Source organism: Crossiella sp. CA198 (genome assembly GCF_052078295.1).
GTDB lineage: Bacteria > Actinomycetota > Actinomycetes > Mycobacteriales > Pseudonocardiaceae > Crossiella.
Genome location: NZ_JBQJIM010000012.1, coordinates 225871 through 250976, shown reverse-complemented (window position 1 = coordinate 250976; position 25106 = coordinate 225871). Strand labels below are relative to the sequence as shown.

General features: G+C 71.0%; 24 protein-coding genes. 10 read left to right on the top strand and 14 right to left on the bottom strand.

What is annotated here, in order from left to right:
* Nucleotide 1: 1 nt before the first annotated feature.
* Together ACTOWY_RS21725 and ACTOWY_RS21720 are read left to right on the top strand one after the other, a co-directional pair.
* Nucleotides 2–1834, top strand: coding sequence for an ABC transporter ATP-binding protein (locus ACTOWY_RS21725; RefSeq protein WP_441311491.1), 1833 nt, complete (start codon nt 2–4; stop codon nt 1832–1834).
* The gene (locus tag ACTOWY_RS21720; RefSeq protein WP_441311490.1) at nt 1831–2790 is read left to right on the top strand and encodes an LLM class flavin-dependent oxidoreductase; all 960 of its coding nucleotides are present in this window, start codon (nt 1831–1833) and stop codon (nt 2788–2790) included. The genes ACTOWY_RS21725 and ACTOWY_RS21720 overlap by 4 nt, the downstream gene beginning before the upstream one ends.
* Here the strand turns inward: ACTOWY_RS21720 and ACTOWY_RS21715 are convergent, their stop codons facing one another.
* Nucleotides 2791–3537 (bottom strand): TauD/TfdA family dioxygenase, encoded by a 747-nt coding sequence (locus tag ACTOWY_RS21715; protein ID WP_441311489.1) that lies wholly within the window; start codon nt 3535–3537, stop codon nt 2791–2793.
* Entirely contained in the window at nt 3534–4703 is a 1170-nt protein-coding gene (locus tag ACTOWY_RS21710; RefSeq protein ID WP_441311488.1) for an MFS transporter, read from the bottom strand. Before ACTOWY_RS21710 ends, ACTOWY_RS21715 begins: the two co-directional genes overlap by 4 nt.
* A 114-nt stretch (nt 4704–4817) precedes the next feature.
* On the opposite strand from ACTOWY_RS21710, the gene ACTOWY_RS21705 reads away from it, so the two are divergent.
* From ACTOWY_RS21705 to ACTOWY_RS21690, 4 genes are all read left to right on the top strand, one after another.
* Nucleotides 4818–5807 (top strand): ABC transporter substrate-binding protein, encoded by a 990-nt coding sequence (locus tag ACTOWY_RS21705; protein ID WP_441311487.1) that lies wholly within the window; start codon nt 4818–4820, stop codon nt 5805–5807.
* Nucleotides 5800–6885 (top strand): FecCD family ABC transporter permease, encoded by a 1086-nt coding sequence (locus ACTOWY_RS21700; RefSeq protein WP_441311486.1) that lies wholly within the window; start codon nt 5800–5802, stop codon nt 6883–6885. Before ACTOWY_RS21705 ends, ACTOWY_RS21700 begins: the two co-directional genes overlap by 8 nt.
* Entirely contained in the window at nt 6882–7664 is a 783-nt protein-coding gene (locus ACTOWY_RS21695; RefSeq protein ID WP_441311485.1) for an ABC transporter ATP-binding protein, read from the top strand. The genes ACTOWY_RS21700 and ACTOWY_RS21695 overlap by 4 nt, the downstream gene beginning before the upstream one ends.
* A gap of 170 nt (nt 7665–7834) precedes the next feature.
* Nucleotides 7835–8668, top strand: a complete 834-nt coding sequence (locus ACTOWY_RS21690; RefSeq protein ID WP_441311484.1) for a poly(ethylene terephthalate) hydrolase family protein — start codon at nt 7835–7837, stop codon at nt 8666–8668.
* Nucleotides 8669–8837: 169 nt separating this feature from the next.
* On the opposite strand, the gene ACTOWY_RS21685 is transcribed toward ACTOWY_RS21690, so the two are convergent.
* The 3 genes from ACTOWY_RS21685 to ACTOWY_RS21675 are packed head-to-tail and all read right to left on the bottom strand — an operon-like array spanning nt 8838 to nt 12385.
* Nucleotides 8838–9485, bottom strand: a complete 648-nt coding sequence (locus ACTOWY_RS21685; RefSeq protein ID WP_441311483.1) for a response regulator — start codon at nt 9483–9485, stop codon at nt 8838–8840.
* Nucleotides 9482–10723 carry a sensor histidine kinase gene (locus tag ACTOWY_RS21680; protein WP_441311482.1) on the bottom strand — a complete coding sequence of 414 codons (1242 nt, stop codon included), beginning with the start codon at nt 10721–10723 and terminating at the stop codon, nt 9482–9484. Before ACTOWY_RS21680 ends, ACTOWY_RS21685 begins: the two co-directional genes overlap by 4 nt.
* Nucleotides 10724–10756: 33 nt before the next feature.
* Nucleotides 10757–12385, bottom strand: a complete 1629-nt coding sequence (locus ACTOWY_RS21675) for an FAD-binding oxidoreductase (RefSeq protein WP_441311481.1) — start codon at nt 12383–12385, stop codon at nt 10757–10759.
* A gap of 366 nt (nt 12386–12751) precedes the next feature.
* On the opposite strand from ACTOWY_RS21675, the gene ACTOWY_RS21670 reads away from it, so the two are divergent.
* A complete protein-coding gene (locus tag ACTOWY_RS21670) occupies nt 12752–13957 on the top strand; it encodes a cytochrome P450 family protein (RefSeq protein WP_441311480.1) in 1206 nt (401 codons plus the stop codon).
* Nucleotides 13958–14042: 85 nt separating this feature from the next.
* On the opposite strand, the gene ACTOWY_RS21665 is transcribed toward ACTOWY_RS21670, so the two are convergent.
* Entirely contained in the window at nt 14043–14678 is a 636-nt protein-coding gene (locus ACTOWY_RS21665) for a TetR/AcrR family transcriptional regulator (protein ID WP_441311479.1), read from the bottom strand.
* Between the two features lie 80 nt (nt 14679–14758).
* Here ACTOWY_RS21665 and ACTOWY_RS21660 point away from each other — a divergent pair, with 80 nt between their 5' ends.
* Genes ACTOWY_RS21660 through ACTOWY_RS21650 form a run of 3 tightly spaced genes read left to right on the top strand, consistent with a single transcriptional unit; the run spans nt 14759 to nt 17998 of the window.
* Nucleotides 14759–16240 (top strand): flavin-containing monooxygenase, encoded by a 1482-nt coding sequence (locus ACTOWY_RS21660; protein ID WP_441311478.1) that lies wholly within the window; start codon nt 14759–14761, stop codon nt 16238–16240.
* The gene (locus tag ACTOWY_RS21655; protein WP_441311477.1) at nt 16233–17165 is read left to right on the top strand and encodes a patatin-like phospholipase family protein; all 933 of its coding nucleotides are present in this window, start codon (nt 16233–16235) and stop codon (nt 17163–17165) included. Before ACTOWY_RS21660 ends, ACTOWY_RS21655 begins: the two co-directional genes overlap by 8 nt.
* The gene (locus ACTOWY_RS21650) at nt 17162–17998 is read left to right on the top strand and encodes an SDR family oxidoreductase (RefSeq protein WP_441311476.1); all 837 of its coding nucleotides are present in this window, start codon (nt 17162–17164) and stop codon (nt 17996–17998) included. The genes ACTOWY_RS21655 and ACTOWY_RS21650 overlap by 4 nt, the downstream gene beginning before the upstream one ends.
* On the opposite strand, the gene dmpG is transcribed toward ACTOWY_RS21650, so the two are convergent.
* Genes dmpG through ACTOWY_RS21610 form a run of 8 tightly spaced genes read right to left on the bottom strand, consistent with a single transcriptional unit; the run spans nt 17983 to nt 25087 of the window.
* Nucleotides 17983–19008 carry a 4-hydroxy-2-oxovalerate aldolase gene (dmpG, locus tag ACTOWY_RS21645; protein ID WP_441311475.1) on the bottom strand — a complete coding sequence of 342 codons (1026 nt, stop codon included), beginning with the start codon at nt 19006–19008 and terminating at the stop codon, nt 17983–17985. The two genes, ACTOWY_RS21650 and dmpG, sit on opposite strands and share 16 nt — an antisense overlap.
* The gene (locus ACTOWY_RS21640; protein WP_441311474.1) at nt 19005–19937 is read right to left on the bottom strand and encodes an acetaldehyde dehydrogenase (acetylating); all 933 of its coding nucleotides are present in this window, start codon (nt 19935–19937) and stop codon (nt 19005–19007) included. The genes dmpG and ACTOWY_RS21640 overlap by 4 nt, the downstream gene beginning before the upstream one ends.
* Nucleotides 19934–20731: a 2-keto-4-pentenoate hydratase gene (locus tag ACTOWY_RS21635; RefSeq protein ID WP_441311473.1), complete on the bottom strand. Its 798-nt coding sequence runs from the start codon at nt 20729–20731 to the stop codon at nt 19934–19936. The genes ACTOWY_RS21640 and ACTOWY_RS21635 overlap by 4 nt, the downstream gene beginning before the upstream one ends.
* A 40-nt stretch (nt 20732–20771) precedes the next feature.
* Nucleotides 20772–21344, bottom strand: coding sequence for a PadR family transcriptional regulator (locus ACTOWY_RS21630; protein ID WP_441311472.1), 573 nt, complete (start codon nt 21342–21344; stop codon nt 20772–20774).
* An 18-nt stretch (nt 21345–21362) separates the two neighbouring features.
* Nucleotides 21363–22796, bottom strand: a complete 1434-nt coding sequence (locus ACTOWY_RS21625) for an aldehyde dehydrogenase (RefSeq protein WP_441311471.1) — start codon at nt 22794–22796, stop codon at nt 21363–21365.
* The gene (locus tag ACTOWY_RS21620; RefSeq protein ID WP_441311470.1) at nt 22793–23005 is read right to left on the bottom strand and encodes a tautomerase family protein; all 213 of its coding nucleotides are present in this window, start codon (nt 23003–23005) and stop codon (nt 22793–22795) included. The genes ACTOWY_RS21625 and ACTOWY_RS21620 overlap by 4 nt, the downstream gene beginning before the upstream one ends.
* Before the next feature lies 1 nt (nt 23006).
* Complete coding sequence (locus ACTOWY_RS21615) at nt 23007–23786, bottom strand: 2-keto-4-pentenoate hydratase (protein WP_441311469.1); 780 nt, start codon at nt 23784–23786, stop codon at nt 23007–23009.
* Nucleotides 23783–25087 (bottom strand): MFS transporter, encoded by a 1305-nt coding sequence (locus ACTOWY_RS21610; protein ID WP_441311468.1) that lies wholly within the window; start codon nt 25085–25087, stop codon nt 23783–23785. The genes ACTOWY_RS21615 and ACTOWY_RS21610 overlap by 4 nt, the downstream gene beginning before the upstream one ends.
* Between the last annotated feature and the right edge of the window lie 19 nt (nt 25088–25106).

Genomic DNA, 25106 nt, shown 5'->3' with positions numbered 1-25106 from the left:
GATGCCAAGGACAAAGCGGGTGCGGGACAACGACTGGCTGCGCATCGCGGCGATGCTGTGGCGGCTGAGCCCGGTGCGGGTGAGCGCGCTGATCCTGGTGACCATCGCGGTGTCGGTGGTGCCCGCGGTGCAGCTGCAGCTCACCGCGAGCGCGGTGCAGTCGGTGGCCGACGCGGTCGCCGCGGGCACCACCGACGGGTTCACCGGCCAGGTTCTGGTGGTGGGCCTGCTGATCGTGGGGGTCAGTGTGGCCGCGCACCTGTTCGGGGTGTGGCACCAGTACCTGGACGCGGTGCTGCGCCTGCACCTGGCCACCGCGGTCGGCGAGCAGGTGATGCGCAAGGGCACCCGGATGGATCTGCAGGACTACGAGAACCCCGAGTCCTACGACAAACTCCAGCGCGCCTTCCAGGAGAGCAGCGGATCCAACATCCACCAGCTCTTCGCCGACACGCTCAACTTCGCCCGCGAGCTGATCACCATCGTGTCGGTCTCCGCGGTGCTGTTCTCCTGGCACCCGTGGATCGCGCTGCTGATCCTGCTGGCGCCGATTCCCTCGGCGCTGGCGCAGATGTGGTACGGCAAGAAGATGTACGAGATCGAGTACGACCGGGCCGCGGACCGGCGGCGGCTGTTGTACTTCCAGTTCCTCACCACCACCGACCACACCTTCAAGGAAGTCCGGCTGTTCCAGCTCGGCGATTTCTTCATCGGCCGGTACCGGGAACTCGTGCAGCGCTTTCTCAAGGTGGACCGCTCGCTCAACCGCAGGCAGTCCCTGGCCTTCGGGCTGCTCGGCCTGATCAGCGTGCTGGCCGCGGGCGCGGCGCTGATCTACGCGATGCTGACCACCATGCGCACCGGCGAGATCGGCCAGCTGGCCGGTTACCTGCAGGCCATCGGCGTGGTGCAGGGTTCGGGGCACGCGCTGCTGGTCGGGCTGGCGATGCTGTTCCAGAACAAGCTGTTCGTCAGCAACCTGTTCGAGCTGTTCGACCTGCCGGAGCGGCAGATCCGGGGCGGGCAACGGAAATTCCCGGCCCGGCTGAGCACGGGCATCGAGTTCCGGGAGGTCAGCTTCACCTACCCGGGCACCACCGAACAGGTCCTCGATCGGGTCAGTTTCACCCTGCCCGCCGGGAACTGCGTGGCGCTGGTCGGGCAGAACGGGGCTGGCAAGACCACCCTGGTGAAACTGCTGACCCGGTTGTACGAGCCGACCGGCGGGGAGATCCTGATCGACGGGGTGCCGATCCAGGAGTACGACCTGACCGACCTGCGCCGCAACCTGGGGGTGATCTTCCAGGACTACATCCGCTACGAGCTGAGCGTGCGGCACAACATCGGTTTCGGCGCGGTGGAACACCTCGACGACACCAGCCGGGTCCGCGCGGCCGCCGAAGCCAGTGGCGCTGAGTCCATTGTGGACACTTTGCCGGATGGCTACGACGCCATGCTGGGCAGGCATTTCGAGCACGGCAGCCAGCTCTCCGGCGGGCAGTGGCAGAAGGTGGCCCTGGCGCGGGCGTTCATGCGTGGCGCGCCGGTGGTGGTGCTGGATGAGCCGACCGCGTCCATCGACGCCGAAGCCGAAGCGGAGATCTTCGGGCGCTTCCGCACCATCGCCAGCACGTCCACGAGTCTGTTGGTGGCGCACCGGTTCTCCACCGTGCGCATCGCGGACCGGATCATCGTGATCGAGGGCGGCCGGCTGATCGAACAGGGCACGCACGCGGAGTTGATGCGCCGGGACGGGCACTACGCCTACCTGTTCAACCTGCAGGCCGCCGGATACCAGCCGGAACCGGCCGCCGAGGTGGTCGGGCCGGGATGAAAATCTCGCTGATGGTGCCGGTCATGCCGCACGAACCCGAACACCTGCCCGCCTACGCCCAACTGCTCCGCGACACCGGCGCGCACCGGCTGTGGCAGGGCCAGTCGCTGGCCCTGGAGACCTTCCAGGGCTTCGCCTACCTGGCCGGGCGCGGCCTGCGGGTGCCGGTCGGCACCAGCGTCACCCTCACCGCGCTGCGCCACCCCTACGAAACCGCGTTGCAGGCCCGATCACTGGCCAGGCTGACCGGGCATGACGTGGTGCTGGGCCTGGGCACCGGCACCCCGGAACTGGTGGCCGCGCTGCGCGGACGGCCCTACGGCAGTCCGCTCACCGCGGCCCGCGACCAGCTCGCCATCCTGCGCGGCCTCCTGGACGGGAAGCCCGTGCACCTCGACGGCCGCTACGACACGATGCGCGGCGGGCTGCCGGAGTTCGAGCACCCGCCGGTGTCGCTGGGGCTGGGCGTGTTGCGTCCCGGCATGGCCCGGGTGGCGGGCGAGCTGGCCGATGCCGCGATCACCTGGCTCACCCCGCCGTCTTACCTGGGCGAGGTGCTGCTGCCGGAACTGCGGGCCGCGGCCGGTGCGGCGGGGCGGGCGGTGCCGAGGGTAGTGACGGTGGTGCAGGTCGCGGTGCGCAGGCCCGGCCGCGATCCACAGCTGGTGGCGCTCAACGGATCCCGCGAGCACCTGGCCGCCCCGCATTACACGGATATGTTGCGGCGGGCCGGATTGCGGGTGCACCCGTCGCAGATCCCGTTGAGCGCGCGGGCCCTGGTGTCCTCGGGGACCTTCGTGACCGGCACGGTGGCCGAGATCGCCGAGGGCCTGGACCGGTACCGGGCGGCCGGGGCGGACGAGGTGGTGCTCAACACCGCCGGGGTGCACCTGACCGAGGGCCGGGCCGCGGCACTGGCGGATCTGGGCGAACTGCTCGCGGCCCTGGCCGGGTGATCAGCGGGCGTCGGTGGTGCGCACGGTCAGGATGCGGACCAGGCGGTCGCCAGAGTGCGGGTCCCGGCCGTGCCAGCAGCGGTAGTTGTCCACCACCAGGATCTCCCCGGCGGCGGGGAGGAACCGCGGCAGGCCGGGCTGGATCCCTTGTACGGCCTCGGTGAAGACGGCCAGCATCTCCTCGGCGTGCTCGGCGCCCGGATCGCGGTGCAGGGGCACGGCGCCGTCGGTGCGGCGGACGATCCGGCGGCCGGTGCGGGTGTACTCGACGTGCCGGGCCACCCTGGGCAGCGCGGGCACGCCGCGGATGGCGCCCCATTTGCCGTAGAGGTCCACGTCGACGGCGGTGAGGAACTCGCGTAGGTCGGGGGCGGCGTGTTCGTCGACGAAGCGGTAGGCGTCGGCGAGGAAGGAGTCACCGCCGCTGGGAGCGGGCGCAACGCATTGCACGAACACGAAATCCTCGTCCGGGTCGCGGCGCGGGGTCGGGATGCCGCCGAGGTCCACGACCACGTTGAAGCTGTCCGCATGGAGGTCGACGGGGCCGCCGTCCTGGCTTGGGCGTTCGCGCAGTGGGAACAGTTGGCGCAGGCGCGGGCCGAGCACGCTGGCGGCCGCGACGATGAGCGCGTCGGCGGTGGCGGGCAGGCCGGTGAGCAGGACCGCGCCGTCGGTGGCCAGGGCGGTGCGGGCTTCGGTCACGGCGGTGATGTCGTGGCGTTGCGGCACAATGCCGAGCTTGGTCATCGGGCGAACCTCCGGGCGGTGGGGACCAGTGCGGCCAGGGCGGGGGCGGCGAAGCAGACGAGCGCACAAGCGGCGAGCACCGCGGTCACGCCGAAAGCCTCGATGGCCGGGGCGATCAGGGCCAGGCCGACCGGGGCGAGGCCGTAGGAGAACAGGAAGTCCACTGAGGACACCCGGGCGAGCAGGCGTGGGTCCACCTCGCGCTGGGTCGCGGTGAACCAGGGCACGTTGAACAACTCGATCCCCACGCCGGTAACGACGTAGGCGGCGATCACCACCGCGGGGTGCACCTCGGCGATCAAGCTCAGCGGGGCCAGGCCGTACAGCGCCAGTCCGGCCAGGGCGGCCCAGCCCTGGGACCGGGGCCGCCAGCGGGCGATGATCAGCGCCCCGGCCAGCGCGCCCGCGGTGTACCCGGTCAGCGCCGCGGCCAGCACCAGCTCGGAGCCGTAGCGGTCCCGGCTGATCAACGGCAGCGCGACGCCGGTGGCGGAGTAGCCGGTCGCGATCACCGCGGTCAGCGCGCCCAGTCCGGCCAGGAACCAGGGGTGCCTGCGGGCCTCGCGCAGGCCGTCGGCGAACTCGCGGACCAGGTGCGTGCGCTCCCCCGGCGTTCCCACCGCACCCCGGGGCGGGAGCAGGGCGGCGATCAGCCACAGCAGCGCGGTGCCCCAGAGCAGGGCGGACAGGTCCAGCACGGTGGCCAGCAACGCGGTCAGGCCCGGTCCCAGCAGGGTGCTGACCCGGACCGCCAGGGTCATCGCGGCGTTGGCCTGCTGCCGTTGATCGGGGTCGACGACCTCGGCGGTCAGTGCCTGGAAGGCCGGACGGCAGGCGCCCTGGCCCGCACCGACCAGGGCCGCGGCGACCGCGGTCAGCACGAGGGAATCGCCAAGACCCCAGGCGAGCACCGGGGTGGCGGCGGCCGCGAGCAGGCCGGAGATCAGCACCACGCCGCGCCGGGAATGCCGGTCGGCGAGCACGCCGCCCAGCGGCACGGCGATCAGGAAGCCGACGGTGCGCGCGGCCAGCAGCACACCGAGTCCGACCGCGGTCAGACTCCGGTCGAGTACGGCCAGACCTAGGATGAAGGGCAGCGCCCAGGTGGCGAGTCCGGACGCGGTGGTGCCGGTCCACAGCCGCAGGAAGGCCCGGTCCCGGAGCACGGTGGACAGGTTGCTCTCCTCGCCCTATTGGAAATCGTTGTCAATGCACTACGGTGTCTATCGCAACTTAGTTGCTGTTGCAAGGTCCTCGCATCAGTCCAGCTGGAGGTCAGCTTGTTCCACCGCGCCCGCCTGGGCTGCGCACTCGCCGCCGCGGTCGCGGTGGCCTCCTGCGCGGCTCCCGTCAACGATCCGGCCGCAGGTCAGGCCGCGGTCACCGTGTCCAGCTGCGGGCAGCAGCTGCGCTTCGAGCACTCCCCGCGGCGGGCGGTGACGCTGGAGCAGTCCTCCACCGAGACGCTGCTCGCACTGGGTCTTGGCGAGCGGATGGCGGGCACCGCGTACCGGGCAGGCAAGATTCTGCCCGAGTACCAGGCGGCCTACGACAAGATCCCGGTGCTCAACCCCAAGGCCCTCTCCGGCGAGCAGCTGCGCGCGGCCGCGCCGGATCTGGTGGTGAGTTCCTTCGCGAGCAACTTCACCAAGGACAAGGCCGGCACCCGCGCGGAGTTGCAAGCGCTGGGACTGCCGTCCTATGTCAGCGCGGTGGACTGCCCGGAGCACGAGCCCGGCCTGACCCCGTTCGAGCGGCTGTTCCGCGACTACGAGAACTACGGCAAGGTCTTCGGCGTGACCGATCGGGCCGCCGCGCTGACCGCCAAGCAGCGCGAGGTGGTTCAGCAGGCCGGGGCGGTGCGCGCGGGCCGGAGCGGCAAGCCGACCGTGGTGTATGTGTACTCGGTGTTCAAGGGCCTGCCCTATGTCGCCGGGCACAACGGGATGCCCAGTGACATGAGCCGGCTCCTGGGCGCTGCCAACGCTTTTGACGACGTCAACGAGGAGTGGCCGGAGATGTCGTGGGAGGAGATCGCCAAACGCGATCCCACGGTGATCGTGGTCGGCGACCTCTCCGACCGTGGCGCGCCGGGCGACAGCGCCGCGGAGAAGATCAGGATGATGCGGGAGCACCCGGTGGTCTCCCAGCTGAGCGCGGTGCGGCAGAACCGGATCATCGAGGTGCCCGGCATCGAACTCGACCCGACCGTGCGCAGCGCGAACACGTTGCGGCTGCTGGGCGAGGGACTGAAGGCACTCGGTGTCTGAGCCTGATCTGCTGCACCCCGGCGCGCGCTCCCGCCCGGAACCGCCACTCCCCCGGCCGCGCGGGCGATCGGGCTGGTCCACCACCGCGGTGTTCCTGCTCGGGATCGCGGTGCTGATCGTCTCGATGGGGCTCGCGGTCCGGATCGGGGTCAGCGGCGTGGGTTTCGCCGAGATCGGACGGACCATCGGCGTCCGGCTCGGCCTGCCGGTGGCGCCGCTGCCCCGGCTGCTGGACTCGCTGATCTGGGAGCTGCGGGTGCCGCGGGTGCTGCTGGCCGCGCTGGTCGGCGCGGCGCTGGCGGTGTGCGGGGCCGCGTTGCAGGGCGTGACCCGCAACGCGCTGGCCGATCCGTACCTGCTGGGGGTGTCCAACGGGGCCTCCACGGGTGCGGTGACCGTGGTCGTGCTCGGCTTCGGCGCTGGTGCGCTCGGGGTGACCGGCGGCGCGCTCGCGGGCGCGTTGCTGTCCTTCGGGCTGATGCTGTTGTTGTTGCGCCGCAGCGGGATGCACCCGGTGCGGATCGTGCTCACCGGCGTACTGGTCGGGCAACTCTTCGCCGCGATCACCTCGCTGATCCTGATGGCCTCCGCCGACGCCGACACCACCAGGGCGATCACCTACTGGCTGCTCGGCTCGATGGCCTCGGCGCGCTGGGACGCGGTGCTGATCTGCGCCATCGCCGGTGTGCTCGGGATGGTGGTGATCTGGTTGTGCGCCACCGCGTTGGACGGGTTCTCCTTCGGCTCGGACACCGCGGCCTCGCTGGGGGTGAACGTGCGCACCACCCGCCTCGTCCTGCTGGTGGCCACCGCGTTGCTGACCTCGGTGGCGGTGGCCTCGGTCGGCGCGATCGGCTTCGTGGGCCTGATCGTGCCGCACGGGGTGCGGTTCCTGGTCGGGCCGACGCACCGGGTGCTGCTGCCGGTGACCGCGGTGGCCGGGGCGGTGTTCCTGGTCTGGACCGACGCGCTGGCCCGGATCGCCTTCGCGCCAAGGGAGGTGCCGGTGGGGGTGTTCACCGCGCTGGTCGGCGTGCCGTTGTTCCTGCTGGTGCTGCGCAGGCGGGGTGAGCTGTGAGGATCGGCGTGCACTCGGTGTCCTGGTCGGTGCCGGGCAAGACCATCGTGGACAACGTGGACTTCACCGTCCACTCCGGACAGACCGTCGGCCTGATCGGACCGAACGGCTCTGGCAAATCCTCGCTGCTGCGCTGTGTCGCCGGACTGCGCGCGCCCACCGCGGGTGTGATCCGCTTCGACGGCAAGGACATCGGCGGCTGGACGCCCCGCAAGATCGCCCAGCAGCTGGCCTTCGTGGAACAGGCCGGGGACACCGACAGCGATCTGCGGGTGGCCGAGGTCGTCGCGCTGGGCCGCACCCCGTTCCGGCCGGGCTGGCGGGCGCCGGGCGCGACCGATCACGCCATCGTCGAGGCCGCCCTGGACCGGCTGGATCTCATCGAGCTGCGCGACCGGCACTGGCAGACCCTCTCCGGCGGTGAACGCCAGCGCGCGCATATCGCCCGCGCGCTGGCCCAGCAGCCGTGGGCGATCCTGCTCGACGAGCCGACCAACCACCTGGACATCCGGCACCAGCTGGAACTCCTGGACCTCCTCGCGCGCACCGAACAGACCGTGCTGGTCGCCCTGCACGACCTGTCCCTGGCGGCCCGCTTCTGCGACCAGCTCGTGCTGCTGCACCACGGCAGACTGGTCGCGGCAGGCCCACCGCGGGAGGTGCTGACCGCACGGCTGCTGCGCGAGGTCTTCGAGGTGGACGCCGAGGTCGGGCAGGACAGCACGGGCAACCTCGCGGTGGTCTACCGGGGCACCGCCGAGGCCGGGAAACCGCGGTGAACACGGCGGAGGTTTCCTGAACCGCCGCACGGTATTCGTCGAAATCCGGCAGCTATACACCGTTTGTCACCGGTCACAAATGGCCGCCGGAAAGTCTGGAATCGCCGCCGTACCCAACGGCTGTGCGCCTTGTGATGATGTTGTGTGTCCGACCACAAGGAAGGCAGACAATGGCGTACCGACCAACGCGGATCGCGGTGCTGGCCTGCACTGTCGCCACCCTGCTCAGCATTCCGGCGCCAGCGAATGCGGCCCCGCCCGGCCACTTCGAGGCGCCGGGACCGCACGCGGTGACCAAGACCCAGGGCGGGCCCGACCACACCCTGTACTACCCGGGTGACCTGGGCAGCAGCGGCGTCCAGCACCCGGTGGTGATCTGGGGCAACGGCACCGGAGCCACCCCGGAACAGTACGACAGCCAGTTGCGGCACCTGGCCTCCTGGGGCTTTGTGGTGGCCGCGGCGAACACCCGCAACGCTGGTTCCGGCCGGGAAATGCTGGCAGGCGCGCGATTCCTGATCGCCGAGGACAGCAGGCCCGGCAGCATTTTCCACGGCCGGATCGACGAGACGAAGGTGGGCGCGGCCGGGCATTCCCAGGGCGGCGGTGGCGTGATCGCCGCGGGCGAGGACCCGTTGGTGGATGTCACGGCTCCGCTCATGCCGGGACCGCAGGGTTCGGTGCCCGGGCTGCACGGGCCGAGTTTGTTCCTGGCCGGGCAGGTTGACCTCATCGTGCCCTCGTTCTACGTCCGCGGGCGATACGCCTGGGCGGACAAGGTGCCGGCGATCTTCGCGGAGTTGAAGGGGGCGGACCACTTCTTCCCTGGAGACACCCGGACGCGCGCGGTGGGTGTGCTCACCGCGTGGTTCCGGTACTGGCTTTCCGGGGACGAGCAGGCCAGGGAGATCTTCTTCGGCCCGGCGGAGAACTGGTTGCTGGGCAAGGACAAGTCCTGGTCCGCGACCGCCCGCAACGACAAGGCGAAGCAGATCCCGGGCTGAGCACCAGCCGTCCGGTCCGCAACTCGGGCGGCGTGTTGGCCGTTGTCGTACACAGTCTTGGCCGAACTGGTACACCAATCGGCCAACACACCGTCCACAATGGCCAACACACCGTCCATATCGGCCAACACGCCGTACGACAACGGCCAACACGCCGGTGGGTGGGTGGTTAGGGATTTGGCGGGCGAGGGACGAGTAGGCCGCGGTGGAAGGCCTCGGTGATGGCGGCGGCGCGGTCGTTCACGCCGAGCTTGGCGTAGATGTTGAGCAGGTGGGACTTGACGGTGGCCTCGGTGAGGAACAGCTCGGCCGCGGCCGCCCGGTTGGTGGCCCCGCCAGCCACCAGTTCGAGGACCTCGACCTCGCGTGGGCTCAGCGGTCCGGGGGCGGGTTTGCGCACCCGGTTCATCAGCAGCGCGGCCACTGACGGCGCGAGCACCGCCTCGCCTCTGGCCGCCGCCCGCACCGCGCGCAGCAGCTCCTCCCGGGGCGCGTCCTTGAGCAGGTAGCCGGTGGCGCCGGCCTCGATCGCCGGGAGCACGTAGCTGTCGGTGTCGTAGGTGGTCAGCACCAGCACCCGGCATTCCGGCGCCTGCCCGGCCAGTTCCCGGATCGCGCTGACCCCGTCCAGGCCGGGCATCCGCAGGTCCATCAGGATCACGTCCGGGCGCAGCCGCTGCGCGAGCCGGACCGCCTCGGCCCCGTCCGCGGCCTCGCCCAGCACCGCGAACTCCGGGTCGCGGGCGAACATGCCGGTCAGCCCGTCCCGGACCACCGGGTGATCGTCGACTACCAGGAGTCCGATCGGCTTGTTCACGCGCACACCTCCGCGAGTTCCAGTGGCACCCGGGCCGAGATCCCGGTGCCCAGGCCCGGTTCGGACTCCACCTGCAGGGTGCCGGACAGCTCGGTGACCCGCTGGCGCATCGCGATCAGGCCGAAGCCACCGCGATCGGGTCGCGGGTCCTCGATGCGGGCCGGGTCAAATCCGTCGCCGTCGTCCCGGATGTCCAGGGCGGCTTCCTGTTCCAGGTAGGACAGGGTGAGACCGACTCGGCCCGCCCGCGCGTGCTGGGCCACGTTGGCCAAGGCTTCCTGGGCGATCCGGAGCAGCGCGGCCTCCGCTTCGGGCCGGATCGGCCGCGCCGCGCCGGTGGTGGTGACCCGGACCGGGATCTCGTGCAGTGTGGACCAGCGTTGCGCGACCCCGGCCAGTGCCTCGCTCAGCCGGGCCGCGCGCAGTGGTTCGGGGCGCAGCGCGTGCACGGAGCGGCGGGCCTCGGTCAGGCTCTCCCTGGCGAGTTTGTCCGCCGCGGCAACGTGTTTGCGGCAGGCCACCAGGTCAGCGGTGTCGGCCGCGCGGAGCTGACTGATGATCCCGGTCAGGCCCTGGGCGAGGGTGTCGTGGATTTCCCTGGCCATCCGCTGCCGTTCCTCCCGCACTCCGGCGTCGCGGGCCTGGGTGAGCAGCTGTTCGTGCAGTGCCGCGTTCTCCGCCAGCGAGGCCGCGAGCCTGCGGTTGGCTTCGCGGGCCTCGCCCAGGGCGTGTTCGCGTTCCTCTTCTTTCCGGGCGGCGCGCCGGGCGAAGGCGGCGTAACCGCACATGGGCAGCACGTTGGCGGCCAGCACGGCGAGGTAGATGAGCACGCCGAACGCGGTGTTCTTGTCCACGCCGGAGGCCTGTGCGGTGCCCGCGGCCACCGCCACCCCGGCTACCCCGAGCAGTTGCCACGGCCAGTGCAGCAGCCGCAGCGCGTAGAGGTAGCCGACGGGGCTGAGGAACCCGAACCAGGGCGAGCTGATCACCAGGAACAGCGAGCACAGCACCACCCCGGCCACGAACACCGCCATCACCGGCGCGTTGCTCCGCCAGGCCGGGCGCAGGGTGAGCATGCCCAGCATCCAGGCTGCTAGGAGGCCGCACACGATCAGGTCCGGGGCCGGGGATTCACCGATCTTGTGCTTGATCGGCACGGTGATCACGGCGAGGAAGGCCAGCAACGCGTACGGTCCGGCGGAGGTCACCAGGGACCACCGCGGCACTGGCTCGCTCATCCGCGTTCTCCTCCCCCGGCCACTGTGGACAATCTAGCCAGCTTCGACCGACAGCGAGTGCCGGAAGACGTTACGCGGGTCCCACCTGGCCTTGACCCGGCGCAGCCGCGGGTAGTTGTCCTTGTAGTACAGCGTCTGCGCGGACACGCCCGAGGTGTTCCAGACCGGGTCGGCCAGGTCGGCGTCGGCGTAGTTGATGTAGGAGCCGTCGTTGACCGGGCCGGGCACCGGCACGCCACCGGTCTCGCGGTAGACGTCCCGGTAGAACTCGCGGACCCACTTGAGGTTGGCCTTGTCCTCGGTGTCGTCGAGCCAGATCGTCTGGTAGACCGCCTTCATGATCACGTCTCGCTGGGCGATCGCGGTGGCCCCCGGCGCGACCGCGTTGGACTGGCCGCCGTAGCCGATCAACAGCATGCCGGAGTGTGCGCCGCCGGTGTCGTTGATCAGGTGGCGGTGGATGGTGGCGAGCTGGGGTTCGGTGAACGAGCGGCGCAGGTAACCAGCCTTGATCTTGTACCGGCGGGTGAGCACGTCGCCCGGTTCGCCGCTGCCCGGCCAGGTCAGCCGGTGCAGCCAGGGCAGGCTGCGCCGCAGGTCCACCAGCGGGGCAGGCAGGTCAAGGCCCGCGGTGACCGCGGTGACGAACTCGGTCATCATCGCGTCCACACCGGGCAGGTCCGCGTCGGCCTGCACCGCCAGCAGCACGGTGCCGCCTGCCTTGTGCCCGGCGTGGATGACGTTGTACAACCCGTTCTGCGGGCAGCCGGGTGCGCTGTTTCGTTCGTGCCAGCGGCCGAAGTTGCGCAGTAGCCCGGTGAGCTGCCGCTCGGTCATCGTGGCCCAGGGCCAGATGAGGGCGTGTTGCCGCATCTGCTGTGGTGCGGCGGGCAGCAGTTTGGCCGGGTCGGTGCCGGTGGCGGCGGGTGAGCGCAGCCAGAACCGGGTCACCACGCCGAAGTTGCCGCCGCCGCCACCGGTGTGCGCCCACCACAGGTCCCGGTTCGCATCGTCCGGTTCGCGGGTGGCGACCACGGCGCGGGCGGTGCCGTCCCGGTCCACGACCACCACCTCCACCGCGTACAGGTGATCCACCACCGAGCCGTACCGCCGGGACAGCGGCCCGTACCCGCCGCCGGCGAAGTGCCCGCCCGCCCCGACCTCCGGGCAGCCGCCGCCGGGGATGGTCACGCCCCAGCCGGTGAGCAGCCGCCGGTACACCTGTCCGAGGGTGGCTCCCGGTTGCACGCTGAAGGCGCGCCGGGCGGGTTCGTAGGTGACCTCGTCCATCGGGGAGAGGTCCAGCAGCACGCGCACCGCAGGGTCGGCGGTGAGGTTCTCGAAGCAGTGCCCGCCACTGCGCACCGCGACCCGCTTGCCCGCCCGCACCGCCTCGCCCACCGCCCGCACCACCTGCTCGGTGGAGGCGACCACCCGGATCTCGTCCGGACTGCCCGCGAAGCGGAAGTTGTTGCCGCGCAACAGGTTCTCGTAGCGGAGATCGCCGGGTCGGACGGTCACCGGACCGAAGTCCGCCACCTCCGCAGCCTGTGCGCTGACCGTTCCGGCACCGAGCGCGGTGACCGCCACCGCCCCGGCGCCCACGAGCAGCCCGCGCCTGCTCACCCCTGCGCCCTCGGGCGGATTCGTCCTGCTTGCCATCTGTGACTCCCGTTCCGGATCGGAGGCCGTCAGGCTCCCAATCCGGTGGGGTCGCGCACATCAGCCCTTGTCTGGAACCGGCGGCTGAACCCACCACCCCACCGATCGGCTGACCCGCCCCACCGATCAGCTGAACGCGCACCCGCCACCGTGTTGGCCGTTCTCGTACGGCGTGTTGGCCGTTATGGACGGTGTCTTGGCCGTTGTGGGCGGTGTGTTGGCGGGATGGCGTACCAGTTCGGCCAAGACGGCGACCAGAACGGCCAAGACTGTGTACGACAACGGCCAACACACCGGTGAGTTTTGGGTTCGCGGTAAGGCTTTCGTCAGGATGGGCGACGTACGATGCCCAGCCGGGAGGCAGAGATGACATCCGGCGAGGCACCACCGCTGTACGGCCCCGGGTTCGACCGCGACCCGGCGCCCGCCTACCACTGGCTCCAGCAGCACTCCCCCGTGCACCGGGTGGAGTTCGGGCCAGAGCTGTCGGCCTGGCTGGTCACCCGGTACGCGGACGTGGTCGCCGCGCTGGCCGACCCGCGACTGGTCAAGGACCCGGCCAGGGGCTGCCCGGTGTGGCGGAGTTCGGGCATGGGCCTGCCCCTGGACCACCGGCCCTCGCTGGCCCAGCACATGACCAACACCGACCCACCCCGGCACCAGGACCTGCGACGACTGGCCGCCGGACAGTTCAGCCCGCAACGCCTGGGCGCGCTGGAGAACCGGGTCCGGCAGGTCACCGAACAGGTCCTCGATGGGATCGCGCCGCTGGGCCGGGCGGACCTGGTGGCGGAGGTGGCCTACCCGATCTCCACCACGATCATCTGCGAACTCATCGGCATCCCGGCCCAGGATCGGGCGCGGGTGCAGCGCTGGGCGGCGGTCATCGACGCCTCCGACGGCAGCGACCGGGACGACCTCATCGCGGCCACCGACGCCATCGACGAGTACCTGGCCGCGCTGCTCGCGCAGAAGAAGGCCGAGCCGGGCGATGACCTGATGAGCGACATGATCCGGCAGCGACACCGCGGTGAGATGACCGACGAGGAACTGACCTCCACCGCCTTCCTCATCCTGATCGCCGGGCACGAGACCACCACCGCCCTGGTCGGCAGCGCGACGCTGGCCGCGCTCACCCACCCCGGCCTCGCCGCGCGCATCCGCGCGGACGCGGGCGAGCTGGCCGCCTTCGTGGAGGAGTCGCTGCGCCGGGACTGCCCGGTGCGCAACGTGAGCTGGCGCTTCCCCACCGAGCCGATGCGCCTGGGCGGCCAGGACCTGCGGCCCGGCGACCCGGTGCTGCTGTCCATCCTGGCGGCCAACCGGGACGCCGAGCGCTTCGCCGATCCGGACGCCTTCCGGCTGGACCGCGATCCCGAGGACCACCTGGCCTTCGGCCGGGGCAGGCACGCCTGCCTGGGTGCGGCGCTGGCCCGGATCCAGGGCGCCACCGTGCTCGGCGCGCTGCTGCGCCGGTTCCCGGACCTAGCCCTGGCCGAACCCGAAGAGCGGCTGCGCTGGTGGCCGAGTCCGATCATCCGCGGGCTGTTCGCGCTGCCGGTGGTGTTCTGACCCTGGCCCGTACCACTTGGCCCAACTGGCACGCCCACTTGGGCCAACCCGGCGTACCAGTTGGGCCAACTCGGCGGTGGGTGGGTCAGGGCTGGGCGGCGATGCCGTCGTACATCAGGCGCCGGACCGCCTCGCTGAGTTTGCGCTGGTGCTCGCCCTCGGGTTTGCGCAGCGAGGACAGTGCCGAGGCCAGGATCATCCCGGTGATCGCGCTGGCGGTGTTGTCCACGTCCAGATCGGCACGCAGGTAGCCCAGTTCGACGCCGTGGGTGAGGTAGCTGGCGGTGAGTGCGGTGGCCAGGTCGAAGAAGTCCAGCACCCGCTCGGCCATGGCCTTGTCGATGCCCGCGGCCTCGAACAACAGCATCCGCGGCACCCTGGGGTCCTGGTGGAAGATCCGCGCCAGTGACTCGCCGATCCGCGCGGTCTGTGCCCGGTAATCGTCCAAAGTGGACACCGCGTCGGGGGCGTTCTCCGCGGTGAGCGCGACCTTGACCCGGTCGACCAGGTCGGTGATCACGTGGTCGACGATGTCCCGCTTGTTCTCGAAGTAGCGGTAGAAGGTGCCGTGCCCGATGCCCAGCCGGGTGGCGATGTCGGCGATCGCGGTGGCGTGGTAGCCGCGCTCGGCGAAGCAGTCGAAGGCCGCGTCGATGATCTCGCGGCGCAGCTCCTGCTTCTTGCGCTCGGCGCGGCTGATCGGCGTGGCACTGGACGTCATGGTCACAGCTTATTGCCGCCCACCGGGGAATGACATATCGTTCCGCTAGTGACACCACATTCCGTTACGGAGGGTCACCTATGGCTGCCCAGTACGACGCCGTGATCGTCGGAGCCGGCTTCGGCGGGATGGGTGCGGCGATCCAGCTCCACCGGCTCGGCTACCGCAGGCTGCTCATCCTGGAGCGGGAGAACGACCTCGGCGGCACCTGGCACGTGAACCGCTATCCCGGGCTGGCCGTGGACATCCCGTCAGCCACCTACTCCTACTCCTTCGAGCCCAACCCGCACTGGTCCCGGCTGTTCGCACCGGGCGCGGAGCTGAAGCAGTACGCCGAGCACGTGGCGGCCAAATACGAACTGCGGCCGCACATGCGCTTCGGCACGACGGTGACCGGGGCGCACTGGGTGGCGGAGGAGTCGCACTGGCGGATCGGCATCGCGGGCGGGGACAGCGTCACCGCGACCTACCTGTGCACCGCGACCGGTTTCCTCTCCCAGCCCAAGGTGCCCGACATCGAAGGCATCGAGAACTTCGGCGGCAAGGTCATCCACACCACGGCCTGGGATGACGACTACGACCTGACCGGCAAGCGGGCGGCGATCATCGGCACCGGCGCGACCGCGGTGCAGCTGATCCCGGAGGTGGCCAAGGTGGCCGCGGACCTGACCGTGTACCAGCGCACCCCGATCTGGGTCAGCCCCAAGCCGGACTACCGGATCCCACCGCGGTTACGCCGCCTGTTCGCCCGGATCCCCCTTGCCCAGCGGGTGGTGCGGGCGGTCGGCAACGTGTTGCTGGAACTGCTGATGATCTCCGGCGTGGTGCACTACCGGCGGCTGCGGATCACCAACCGGATGGCTGAGCGGTACTGCCGGGCGCACCTGTTCCGCCAGGTGCGCGATCCGGAACTGCGCCGCAAACTCACCCCGGGCTACTCCTTCGGCTGCAAGCGGCCGACCTTCTCCAACACCTACTTCCGCGCCTTCACCCGGCCGCACGTGCACCTGGAGACCACCCGGATCGAGCGGGTCGAGCAGCAGGCGATCGTGACCGCCGACGGCCGCCGCACGGAGATCGACGTGCTGTTGCTGGCCACCGGCTTCAACCTGTGGGACGTCAACTTCCCGGCCATCGAGATCATCGGCCGGGGCGGGAAGAACCTGGGCAAGTGGTGGCGGGAGAACCGGTTCCAGGCCTATGAGGGCGTCACCGTGCCCGGCTTCCCCAACCTGGTCTCGCTGAACAGCCCCTACTCCTACAGCGGCCTGTCCTACTTCACCACCATCGAATGCCAGATGCAGCACCTCGATCGGCTGTTCCGCGCGATGCGGGCCCGTAACGCCACGGTGTTCGAGGTCAGCCAGGAGGCCAACGACCGGTTCCTGGCGCTGATGCGGGACAAGGTCGGCGATTCGGTGTTCGCGCTCGGCCAGTGCGCCACCGCGAACAGCTACTACTTCAACCAGCACGGCGAGGCCACCCTGCTCCGGCCGACCTCCACCCGCAACGCGCAACGCGAGGCGGTCCGCTTCCCGCTGACCGATTACAGCTATGCCTAGGCGCGGGCTGGCCGTCGGCTGCGGTGGCACGCTGGGGTTCGCCTGGGCGGCGGTCGCTTTGCAGGCGGTGCAACGGCAACTGGACTGGGACCCGCGGACCGCGGAGGTGCTGCTGGGCACCTCGGCGGGGGCGGAAATGGTGGCGCTGCTGGGATCCGGGCGGTCCGCGGACGGCATCGTGGCCGCGCTGGACGGGTCGGCCGAGGATCCGGTGCTCGCCGGGCATCTGGCACGGCATCCGGGGATGCGGCCGCCGTTGCCGGGGTGGGGCTGGCCCGCGCGTGGGCTGGTGGGCAGCAGGTTACGGGGCGAGGTGGATCTGGCTGCGGGACTGGCCGGGCTGTTGCCGAGGGGCCGGGGTGATGCCGGGTGGCTGCGCGAACTCGGTGATCAGCTGGCCGGTGACTGGGTTGCCCATCCCGCCACCTGGATCGTCGCGGCCGACGCCGCCACCGGCGTCCGGACCGCCTTCGGCTCCCCCGCCGCCCCGGAAACCTTGCTGGGCCAGGCTATCGCCGCGTCCTGGGCGATCCCGGGCTGGTTCCCGCCGGTCCGGATCGCGGGCCGCGAGCACGTGGACGGCGGCACCGTGTCCTCGGTCTCCGCCGACCTGCTCGTCCCCCTTGAGCTGGATGAGGTCGTCGTGCTGGCCCCGATGACCAGCGAGCATCCGGTCCCGGCGACCGGGCTGTCCAGGCTGGAACGGTTGCTGCGTAAGCGAATGACCCGTGGCCTGAACCGGGAGGTCCGGCAGCTCCGCGCGGCGGGCACCCGGGTGATCCGGGTCGAACCCGGCCCGGCCGAGCTGGCCGCGATGGGCGCGAACTTCATGGATCTCCGCAAGCGACAGTCCACAGTGGACGTCTCGCGGTTGCACACGCCCACCCGCGTGCGCGCGGCGATCAGCGGTGGAGTCGCCGCGTGACCCGCTACCCGCCCCTCGAACTCGCCGGGGCCGGTGTCGCGATCACCGGTGGCGCGCAAGGGATCGGCCGGGCGACCGCGCTCGCCTTCGCCCGCCGCGGCGCCCGGGTGGCGATCGGCGATCTGGACTTCGACCTGGCCCAGCGAACCGCCGCCGAGATCGACGGCTCCGCGCATCGGCTCGACGTTGGCGATCCGGAGTCCTTCCGGGTCTTCCTGGCCGAGGCTGCCGCCGCGCACGGTGAACCGGCCGTGCTGGTCAACAACGCCGGGATCATGCCCAACGGCGGTTTCCTCGACCTGGACGAGCGCACCAACCGGCTGATGATCGAGGTCAACCTGTTCGGGGTGGTGCACGGGATGCGCCTGGTGCTGCCCGGCATGCTGGCCAGGGGCCGTGGGCACATCGTCAACGTGGCCTCGCTGGCCGGGAAGTTCCCGGTGCCGGGCCTGGCCATGTACAACGCGAGCAAGTTCGCCGTGGTCGGGCTGAGCGCGGCCACCCGGCGCGAGTACGCCGCCCGCGGGGTCAGCATCAGCACCGTGCTGCCCTCGGCGGTGGACACCGGCCTGTCCGCGGGCCTGGACATGAAGCCCATCCCCAAGGTCCAGCCCGCGGACATCGCCAGGGCCGTGCTGGGTTCGGTGCGTTCGCGCCGGGCCGAGATCGCGGTGCCCGGCTACGTCGGCGGGCTCGCCACGCTGGCCGCGATCACCCCCGAACCCCTGCTCAACGCCGTCCGCCGACTCATGCGCGATGACCGCGCGCTCCGGCCGGACAGTCCGGAGCGCCGCGCCTACCGCAGTCGTCTCGGCGATCAGGAGACCCGCTGATCCCTGGCCGCCACCAGGTCCAGTGCGATATCGGCGATGAGGTCCTCCTGGCCGCCGACCAGCCTCCGGCGGCCGACCTCGACCAGGATGCTCCGGGTGTCCAGATCATGGTGGGCGGCAGCGGTTTCGGCGTGCCGCAGGAAGCTGGAGTACGCGCCCGCGTAGCCGAGGGTGAGGGTTTCCCGGTCGATCCGGACCGGGCGGTCCTGGAGTGGGCGGACCAGGTCGTCGGCGGCGTCCATCAACGCGAACAGGTCGCAGCCATGTTGCCAGCCGGTCAGGTCGGCCACCGCGACGAAGGCTTCCAGTGGGCAGTTGCCCGCGCCCGCGCCTTGTCCGGCAAGGGAAGCGTCGACCCGGGTGGCGCCGGATTCCACCGCCACCACGGAATTGGCCACGCCCAGGCCCAGGTTGTGGTGGGCGTGGATGCCGATCTCGGTGGCCGGATCGAGGAGGTCGCGGTAGGCGCGGACGCGCTCGCGCACGCCGTCCATGGTGAGCCTGCCGCCGGAGTCGGTGACGTAAACGCACTGCGCGCCATAGGATTCCATCAGTGTGGCCTGGCGGGCGAGTTCGGCGGGTTCGGCCAGGTGCGACATCATCAGGAAGCCCGCGGTGTCCATGCCCAGCTCGCGGGCGGCGGCCAGGTGCTGGGCGGCCACATCGGCCTCGGTGCAGTGGGTGGCCACCCGGACCGCGCGGATGCCGAGCGCGTGCGCCTGTTTCAGGTCGCGCACGGTGCCGATGCCGGGCAGCAGCAACGTGGTCGGCACGGCCTGCCGGACCACGCCGGTGACCGCCTCGATCCACTCCCAGTCGGTGTGCGCGCCAATGCCGTAGTTGATGCTGGACCCGGCCAGGCCGTCGCCGTGCGCGACCTCGATGGCGGTCACACCCGCCGCGTCCAGGCGTCCGGCGATGGTGCGGACCTGCTCGACGGTGTAGCGGTGCCGGACGGCGTGCATGCCGTCCCGCAGCGTGACATCGGTGAGGTAGAGCGGCGTGCTCATGCGGACACCTCCTGCGTGCGGGTGCTGGCGAAACGTTCCGCGGTGCGCAGGGCGGCGGAGGTCATGATGTCGAGGTTTCCGGCGTAGGCGGGCAGATAGTGCGCGGCGCCCTCGACTTCCAGGTAGACCGAGACCCGCACCAGCTCGCCAGCGGGGCCGAGCGCGCGCAGCGGATCATCGGCGGGCACGGTGGTGAACTGGACCCGCTGCTTGAGGCGGTAGCCGGGCACGTACTGCCGGACGTTGTCCACCATCTGCTCGACCGACGCGGCCACCGCCGCGGTGTCGCAGGCGGAGACCAGGCAGTACACCGTGTCGCGCATGATCATGGGTGGTTCGGCGGGGTTGAGCACGATGATCGCCCTGGCCCTGGCCGCCCCGCCGACCTGTTCCAGAGCACCGGCGGTGGTCTCGGTGAACTCGTCGATGTTGGCGCGGGTGCCGGGTCCGGCCGAGCGGGAGGCGATCGAGGCGACGATCTCGGCGTAGTGCACCGGGGTCACCGACGACACCGCCGCCACGATCGGGATGGTGGCCTGGCCGCCGCAGGTGACCATGTTGACGTTGCGCGCGCCCGCGGCCGCCTCCGGGTTGACGGCCGGGACGACGTAGGGGCCGAGTGCGGCCGGGGTCAGGTCGATCAGGGTGCGGCCGAGTCCGCGCAGCACCTCGTCGTGGTGGCGGTGCGCCCCGGCGGAGGTGGCGTCGAAGACCAGGTCGATGCCGGCGAACTCGTCCAGGGCCACCAGTCCGTCGATGCCCCCGGCGGTGGTGGCGATCTTGAGCCTGCGAGCCCTGGCCAGGCCGTCGGAGTCCGGGTCGATCCCGGCCAGCGCGGTGATCTCCAGGTCACCGGAGAGCCTGCGGATTTTGATCATCAGGTCGGTGCCGATATTGCCGGAGCCGATGATGGCTGTCCTGGTGGTCATGCCTGATCTCCTTCTGGCTGTCCGAAGTGGACACTCACGCCGCCGAGTCCGCTGATCTCGGCGCCGAAGTGGTCGCCGGGGACGGCGTTGACCACCGGCCCCAGCGCCCCGGTCAGCACCACATCGCCCGCGCGCACCGGGTCGCCGAGCGCGGCCAGGGTGTTGGCCAGCCAGGCCGCGGCGATCAGCGGGTCGTCCAGGCAGTTGGCGCCGATGCCGGTGGAGACCTCCTTGCCGTTGCGGCGCATGGACATCAGCACCGTGCGCAGGTCCAGCTCACCCAGCGGGACGGGGGTGCCGAGCACGTAGAGCCCGGCGGAGGCGTTGTCGGCCACGGTGTCCACGAAGCTGATGTCCCAGCCCGCGATCCGGCTGTCCACGATCTCCAGCGCGGGCAGCGCGTACCGCACGGCCCGGCGGATGTCCTCCGGCCGGTACTCCGTGCCCGGCAAATCCTGGTCCAGGATCAGCGCGACTTCCGCCTCCACCTTGGGCTGCAGCAGCCTGCCGGGTTCGACCACCCCGCGGTCGCCGACCTCGGTGTCGGCGAAGAGCGCGCCGAAGTCGGGCTGGTCCACGCCGAGCTGGCGTTGCACGGCCGGGTTGGTGAGGCCGATCTTGCGGCCGGTGATCCGCCGCCCCGCGGTGACCGCGGCGGCCACGTTGACCCGTTGCACGGCGTAGGCCGCGGTCACATCGCCCTCGGCGAACAGCGAGCGCACGGGCGGGCAGGCGAGGCCGGTGCGGGCGGCCTCGGCCAGCGCGTCGGCGGCCTTGACGATATCGGCGTTCATGGGTGCCTCCTGGGGATGTGGGCCCAGGCGACCACCGGGCTTAGGCTTCGTCGAGCAAGCGCAGTCCTTCCCGGGCCCAGGCGATCCGGGCCTCGGCCACGGCCGCCTGGCCGGCGAAGACGTGGGCCTTCAGCCGGGCCATCCGGTCGTGCTCGCCGGGTGGGCGGTGGCTGAGGCGTTCCTTGAGCAGTTCGGTGTCCTTGGCCAGCAGCCGGGCGCTGTGCGCGGTCGCGTGCTCGGCCGCGGCTTCCTGCTCGGTGATGAACGCCGTCAGCACCCGCTTGGCCGCTGCCGGTTCCACCAGGTCGAAGTAGAGCGCCTGCACGTCCAGGGCATCCCGGGAGGGCGGACTGGGGTGCGCGGTGCCGATCCACTGCCGCAGTTCGGCCAGCCCCTGCTTGGTGATCGAGTACACCGTGCGCACCCGGCCGCCGGTCTTCAGCTGTTCGCCGGTGATCAGGCCGCCTGCCTCCATGGTCTTCAGCGCCGGGTAGATCTGGCTCTGCGGGGCCGACCAGACCCATCGGGTGCTGGCGCTGAAGAGCTGGGTGAGTTCGTAGCCGCTCATCGGCCTGGCTTCGAGCACTCCCAGCAGAACGTGCTGAATCGACATGTATCGACCTTAGTATCCTCATCGGTCGATCCGCATGGTCACGGTCCGGGCCTCGGTGAAGAACTCGCGGCTGAACAGCCCGCCCTCGCGGCCCATCCCGGAATCACCCATGCCGCCGAAGGGCGCGCGCAGGTCGCGGACGAAGAAGCAGTTGACCCACACGTTGCCGCTGTTCAGGCTGCCCGCGACCCGGTGCGCGCGGTGCAGGTTGTCGGTGAAGACCATGGCGGAGAGCCCATACCGGCTGTCGTTGGCCAGTGCGACCGCTTCTTCCTCGGTGTCGAACGGGGTGAGCGTGACCACCGGGCCGAAGACCTCCTCACGCAGCACCCGGGCGTCCCGGGGCGGGTCGAGCACGATGCTGGGGCGGACGAACCAGCCGGGCGCGCCGCCACCGCCGAGCACCTTGGCGCCGCCGGTGGCCGCCTGGTCCAGGTAGCCGGTGACCTTGCGGTAGTGCTCCTCGCTGGCCAGCGGGCCCAGCCGGGTGGCCGGGTCCTTGGGGTCGCCCAGGGTCATGGCCGCGGCGGCGTCGGCGAAGCGGGCGGTGAACTCCTCGTACACCCCGCGCTGCACGTAGAGCCGCGATCCGGCCAGGCAGACCTGCCCGGAGTTGCCGAAGGCGGCTTCGATCGCCCAGGTCACCGCGTTGTCCAGGTCGGCGTCGTCGAAGATCAGGTTGCAGCCCTTGCCGCCCAGCTCGAAGCTGACCGGGGTGAGGTTGGCGGCCGCGGCCCTGGCGATGGCCCGGCCGGTGCCGGACTCGCCGGTGAAGGTGATCCGGTCCACCGCCGGGTTGACGGTGAGCGCCTCGCCCGCGGAGTCGGGTCCGAAGCCGTGCACCACGTTGAGCACCCCGGGCGGCAGACCGGCCTCCAGGGCCAGTTTCCCGAGCAGGTAGGCCGAATGCGGGGTGTCCTCGGCCGGTTTGAGCACCACGGTGTTGCCCCAGGCCAGCGCGGGGGCGACCTTCCAGGTTTCCAGCATCAGCGGGAAGTTCCACGGCGCGATCGCGGCCACCACCCCGGCGGGGGCGTGCTCGCTGTAGACGTGGTGGCCGGTGGGCGAGGGCAGGTGCTGGGATTCGGCCAGCCGGGCGTGGTCGGCGAAGAAGCGGAAGTTGTGCGCCGAGCGCGGCACATCCTTGCCGATGGCCGCGGTGAGCGGTTTGCCCATGTCCTGGGTGTCGGCCAGGGCCAGTGCGGCCCCGTTCTGCTCCATCAGGTCGGCCAGCCGGTGCAGCAGCTTGCCGCGCTGCTCGAAGGACAGCCGCGGCCAGGGTCCGTGGTCGAAGGCACGGCGGGCCGCGTCCACCGCCAGGTCGGCCTCGCGGGCGCCGCCCAGTGCGACGGTGGCGTAGCTTTCCCTGGTGTAGGGGTCGATGTCGTGGAACACCGCGCCGTCGGCCGAGTCGACCTCGGCGCCGTCGATCACATGCTTGATCTCGGTCATCGCTCCTGCTCCCGTTCGGTGGTGGTCTTCTCGGCCAGGGTCTGTCCGCCCGCGCTCCACAGCCGCGGCGGGATCTCGTTGAGCAGCACCCGGATCTGCTCGTCCCGGACGCCGAGGCTGTCCCGGATCGCGGCGTGCACGGCGTGCAGGCAGGCGCGCAGGGTGTCCGGGTCGCGGCCCTCGGCGAGGTCGATGCGCACGATCGGCATCTCAGCCCCCCACCGTGATCCGGCCCAGGCCGGTGAACTCGGTGGTGACGTAGCCGCCCGGCGGCAGCGGCACCGCGTCGGTGACGCCGCCGGTGAGCACCACCCAGCCAGCCTCGATCCGGTGGCCGCGGCGGGCGAGGGTGTTGGCGGCCAGGGCGAGGGCCTCGGCCGGGTGGCCCTGCACGGCGGCGCCGGTGGCGGTGTGCAGCACCGTGCCGCCGGATTCCACCACACAGCCCTCCAGGGCGAGGTTGAGTTCACCGGGGTCGCGGCCCAGCGCGCCGGTGACGAAGGCGCCCGAGGAAGCGTTGTCCGCCACCACATCCGGCAACGTGAAGCGGAAGTCCCGGTACCGGCTGTCGATGATCTCGATCCCGGCGAAGACCTGGTCCACCGCGCGGATCGCGGTGGCCGCGGACACCCCGGGCCCGGTCAGCGAGCGGCCCATGACGAAGGCGATCTCCGGTTCGGCTCGCGGGTGGATCAGCCGCTCCCGCGGCACCGGCACGCCGGCGGGCAGGATCATGGCGTCGGTGAGCCAGGCGACCAGTGGCGAGTCCACGTTCATCCGCTGCTGTTTGGCCCGCGAGGTGAGGCCCAGCTTGACCCCGATCAGGGTCTCGCCGCGGGCCAGCCGCAGGCGCAGGGTTTCGTCCTGGATCGCGTAGGCGGTGTCGAGATCGAGTTCGGGCCAGCTGTCGCTCAGCGGTGCGCCGTCGGTGCGGGTGTCCTCGCGGCGGAGCAGTTCCTCGGCCGCGCGTTCGACGGTCCAGGTGGTCACGGCGTTGCTCCAGTCCTGCTGATGGCGGTTTCGGGCACGGCGCTGGTGCGGCGGGGCAGCGCGGTGATGGCGAGGGCGCCGAGCACGGCGACCACGGTGAAGAGGTAGAAGTTCCAGTCCGGGCCCAGCTCGGAGTCCAGGACCCAGCCGCCCAGGGTCGGGCCGAGGATCGCGCCGAGCCTGCCGACACCCAGTGCCCAGCCGATCCCGGTCGCTCGCATGCTCGCCGGATATGACCTGGTCACATGGGCGTTGAGCATGTGCATCGTGCCGATCGTGCCGTAGCCGGACACCGCCACCAGCAGGTAGATCGCGGTCTGCCCCGGATTGACGCTCAGTGCCGCGGAGCACACCGCGGCCAGCACGAACGAGCCGAGCAGCACCGGCCGCGCCCCGTGCCGGTCGGAGAGCCGCCCACCCAGCAGGGCGCCTGCCACCGAGCCCAGGTTGAACGCGAGCAGGAAGCCCAGCGCCGAACCAAGGGGGTAGCCGGAAGCCCGCATGATCTCCGGCAGCCAGGTGTTGAGCCCGTAGACCAGCAGCAGCGCGCAGAAGGAGGCCAGCCAGAACAGCACGGTCCGGCGCAGGTAGGTCCGCTCGATGAGGGCCTTCACCCCGCTCAGGCCACCGGGGCGGCGTTCGGCGGGCGGCGGCACCGGCACGCCGAGCCGGGCGGCCAGGGCCTCGGCCTCGGCCTGTCTGCCGTGGGAGACCAGGTATTCCAGTGATTCGGGCAGGTGCCGCAAGGCCAGTGGCAGCACCAGGATCAGTGGGGCGGCGCCGACCAGGTACATCACCCGCCAGCCTGCGGTGGGCAGCAGCGGGATGGCCAGAGTGGCGGCCAGGATGCCGCCGACGGCGTAGCCGGATTGCATTGCGGCGTAAGTGAAAGTGCGGTGTTTGGCGGCGGCGTACTCGATGGTCAGGGTGGCCGCGGTGGGCATCAGTCCGCCCAGCCCGATCCCGGCCAGGAACCGCAGGGCGAGGAACACCTCGGGTGAGGGGGCCGCCGCGCACAGGGCGGTGAGCACGGAGAACCAGGTGACGCAGAGCAGGAAGGTCTTCCGGCGGCCCCAGGTGTCGGTGAGCGTGCCTGCCAGCAGCGCGCCGACGAGCATGCCGACCAGGGCGGCGCTGCCGATGGTGCCCGCCTCCGAGGCAGTGATGCCCCATTCGGCGCGCAGGGCCTGGATGGTGGTCCCGTAGACCACCAGGTCGTAGCCGTCGAAGGCGAGGGCGAGGCCGCACAGGACGATGATCACCAGCCGCGCCCGGGGACCGGTCAGGGTGGAAGCAGGCAAGACGGGCTCCTTATGCCGT

Coding starts and splice junctions, on each gene's coding strand:
- ACTOWY_RS21725 (WP_441311491.1), top strand. CDS start 2: ATGCCAAGGACAAAGCGGGTGCGGGACAACGACTGGCTGCGCATCGCG.
- ACTOWY_RS21715 (WP_441311489.1), bottom strand. CDS start 3,537: ATGACCAAGCTCGGCATTGTGCCGCAACGCCACGACATCACCGCCGTG.
- ACTOWY_RS21640 (WP_441311474.1), bottom strand. CDS start 19,937: ATGACCACCAGGACAGCCATCATCGGCTCCGGCAATATCGGCACCGAC.
- ACTOWY_RS21675 (WP_441311481.1), bottom strand. CDS start 12,385: ATGGCAAGCAGGACGAATCCGCCCGAGGGCGCAGGGGTGAGCAGGCGC.
- ACTOWY_RS21660 (WP_441311478.1), top strand. CDS start 14,759: ATGGCTGCCCAGTACGACGCCGTGATCGTCGGAGCCGGCTTCGGCGGG.
- ACTOWY_RS21630 (WP_441311472.1), bottom strand. CDS start 21,344: ATGTCGATTCAGCACGTTCTGCTGGGAGTGCTCGAAGCCAGGCCGATG.
- ACTOWY_RS21625 (WP_441311471.1), bottom strand. CDS start 22,796: ATGACCGAGATCAAGCATGTGATCGACGGCGCCGAGGTCGACTCGGCC.
- ACTOWY_RS21680 (WP_441311482.1), bottom strand. CDS start 10,723: ATGAGCGAGCCAGTGCCGCGGTGGTCCCTGGTGACCTCCGCCGGACCG.
- dmpG (WP_441311475.1), bottom strand. CDS start 19,008: ATGAGCACGCCGCTCTACCTCACCGATGTCACGCTGCGGGACGGCATG.
- ACTOWY_RS21670 (WP_441311480.1), top strand. CDS start 12,752: ATGACATCCGGCGAGGCACCACCGCTGTACGGCCCCGGGTTCGACCGC.
- ACTOWY_RS21690 (WP_441311484.1), top strand. CDS start 7,835: ATGGCGTACCGACCAACGCGGATCGCGGTGCTGGCCTGCACTGTCGCC.
- ACTOWY_RS21720 (WP_441311490.1), top strand. CDS start 1,831: ATGAAAATCTCGCTGATGGTGCCGGTCATGCCGCACGAACCCGAACAC.
- ACTOWY_RS21665 (WP_441311479.1), bottom strand. CDS start 14,678: ATGACGTCCAGTGCCACGCCGATCAGCCGCGCCGAGCGCAAGAAGCAG.
- ACTOWY_RS21635 (WP_441311473.1), bottom strand. CDS start 20,731: ATGAACGCCGATATCGTCAAGGCCGCCGACGCGCTGGCCGAGGCCGCC.
- ACTOWY_RS21620 (WP_441311470.1), bottom strand. CDS start 23,005: ATGCCGATCGTGCGCATCGACCTCGCCGAGGGCCGCGACCCGGACACC.
- ACTOWY_RS21655 (WP_441311477.1), top strand. CDS start 16,233: ATGCCTAGGCGCGGGCTGGCCGTCGGCTGCGGTGGCACGCTGGGGTTC.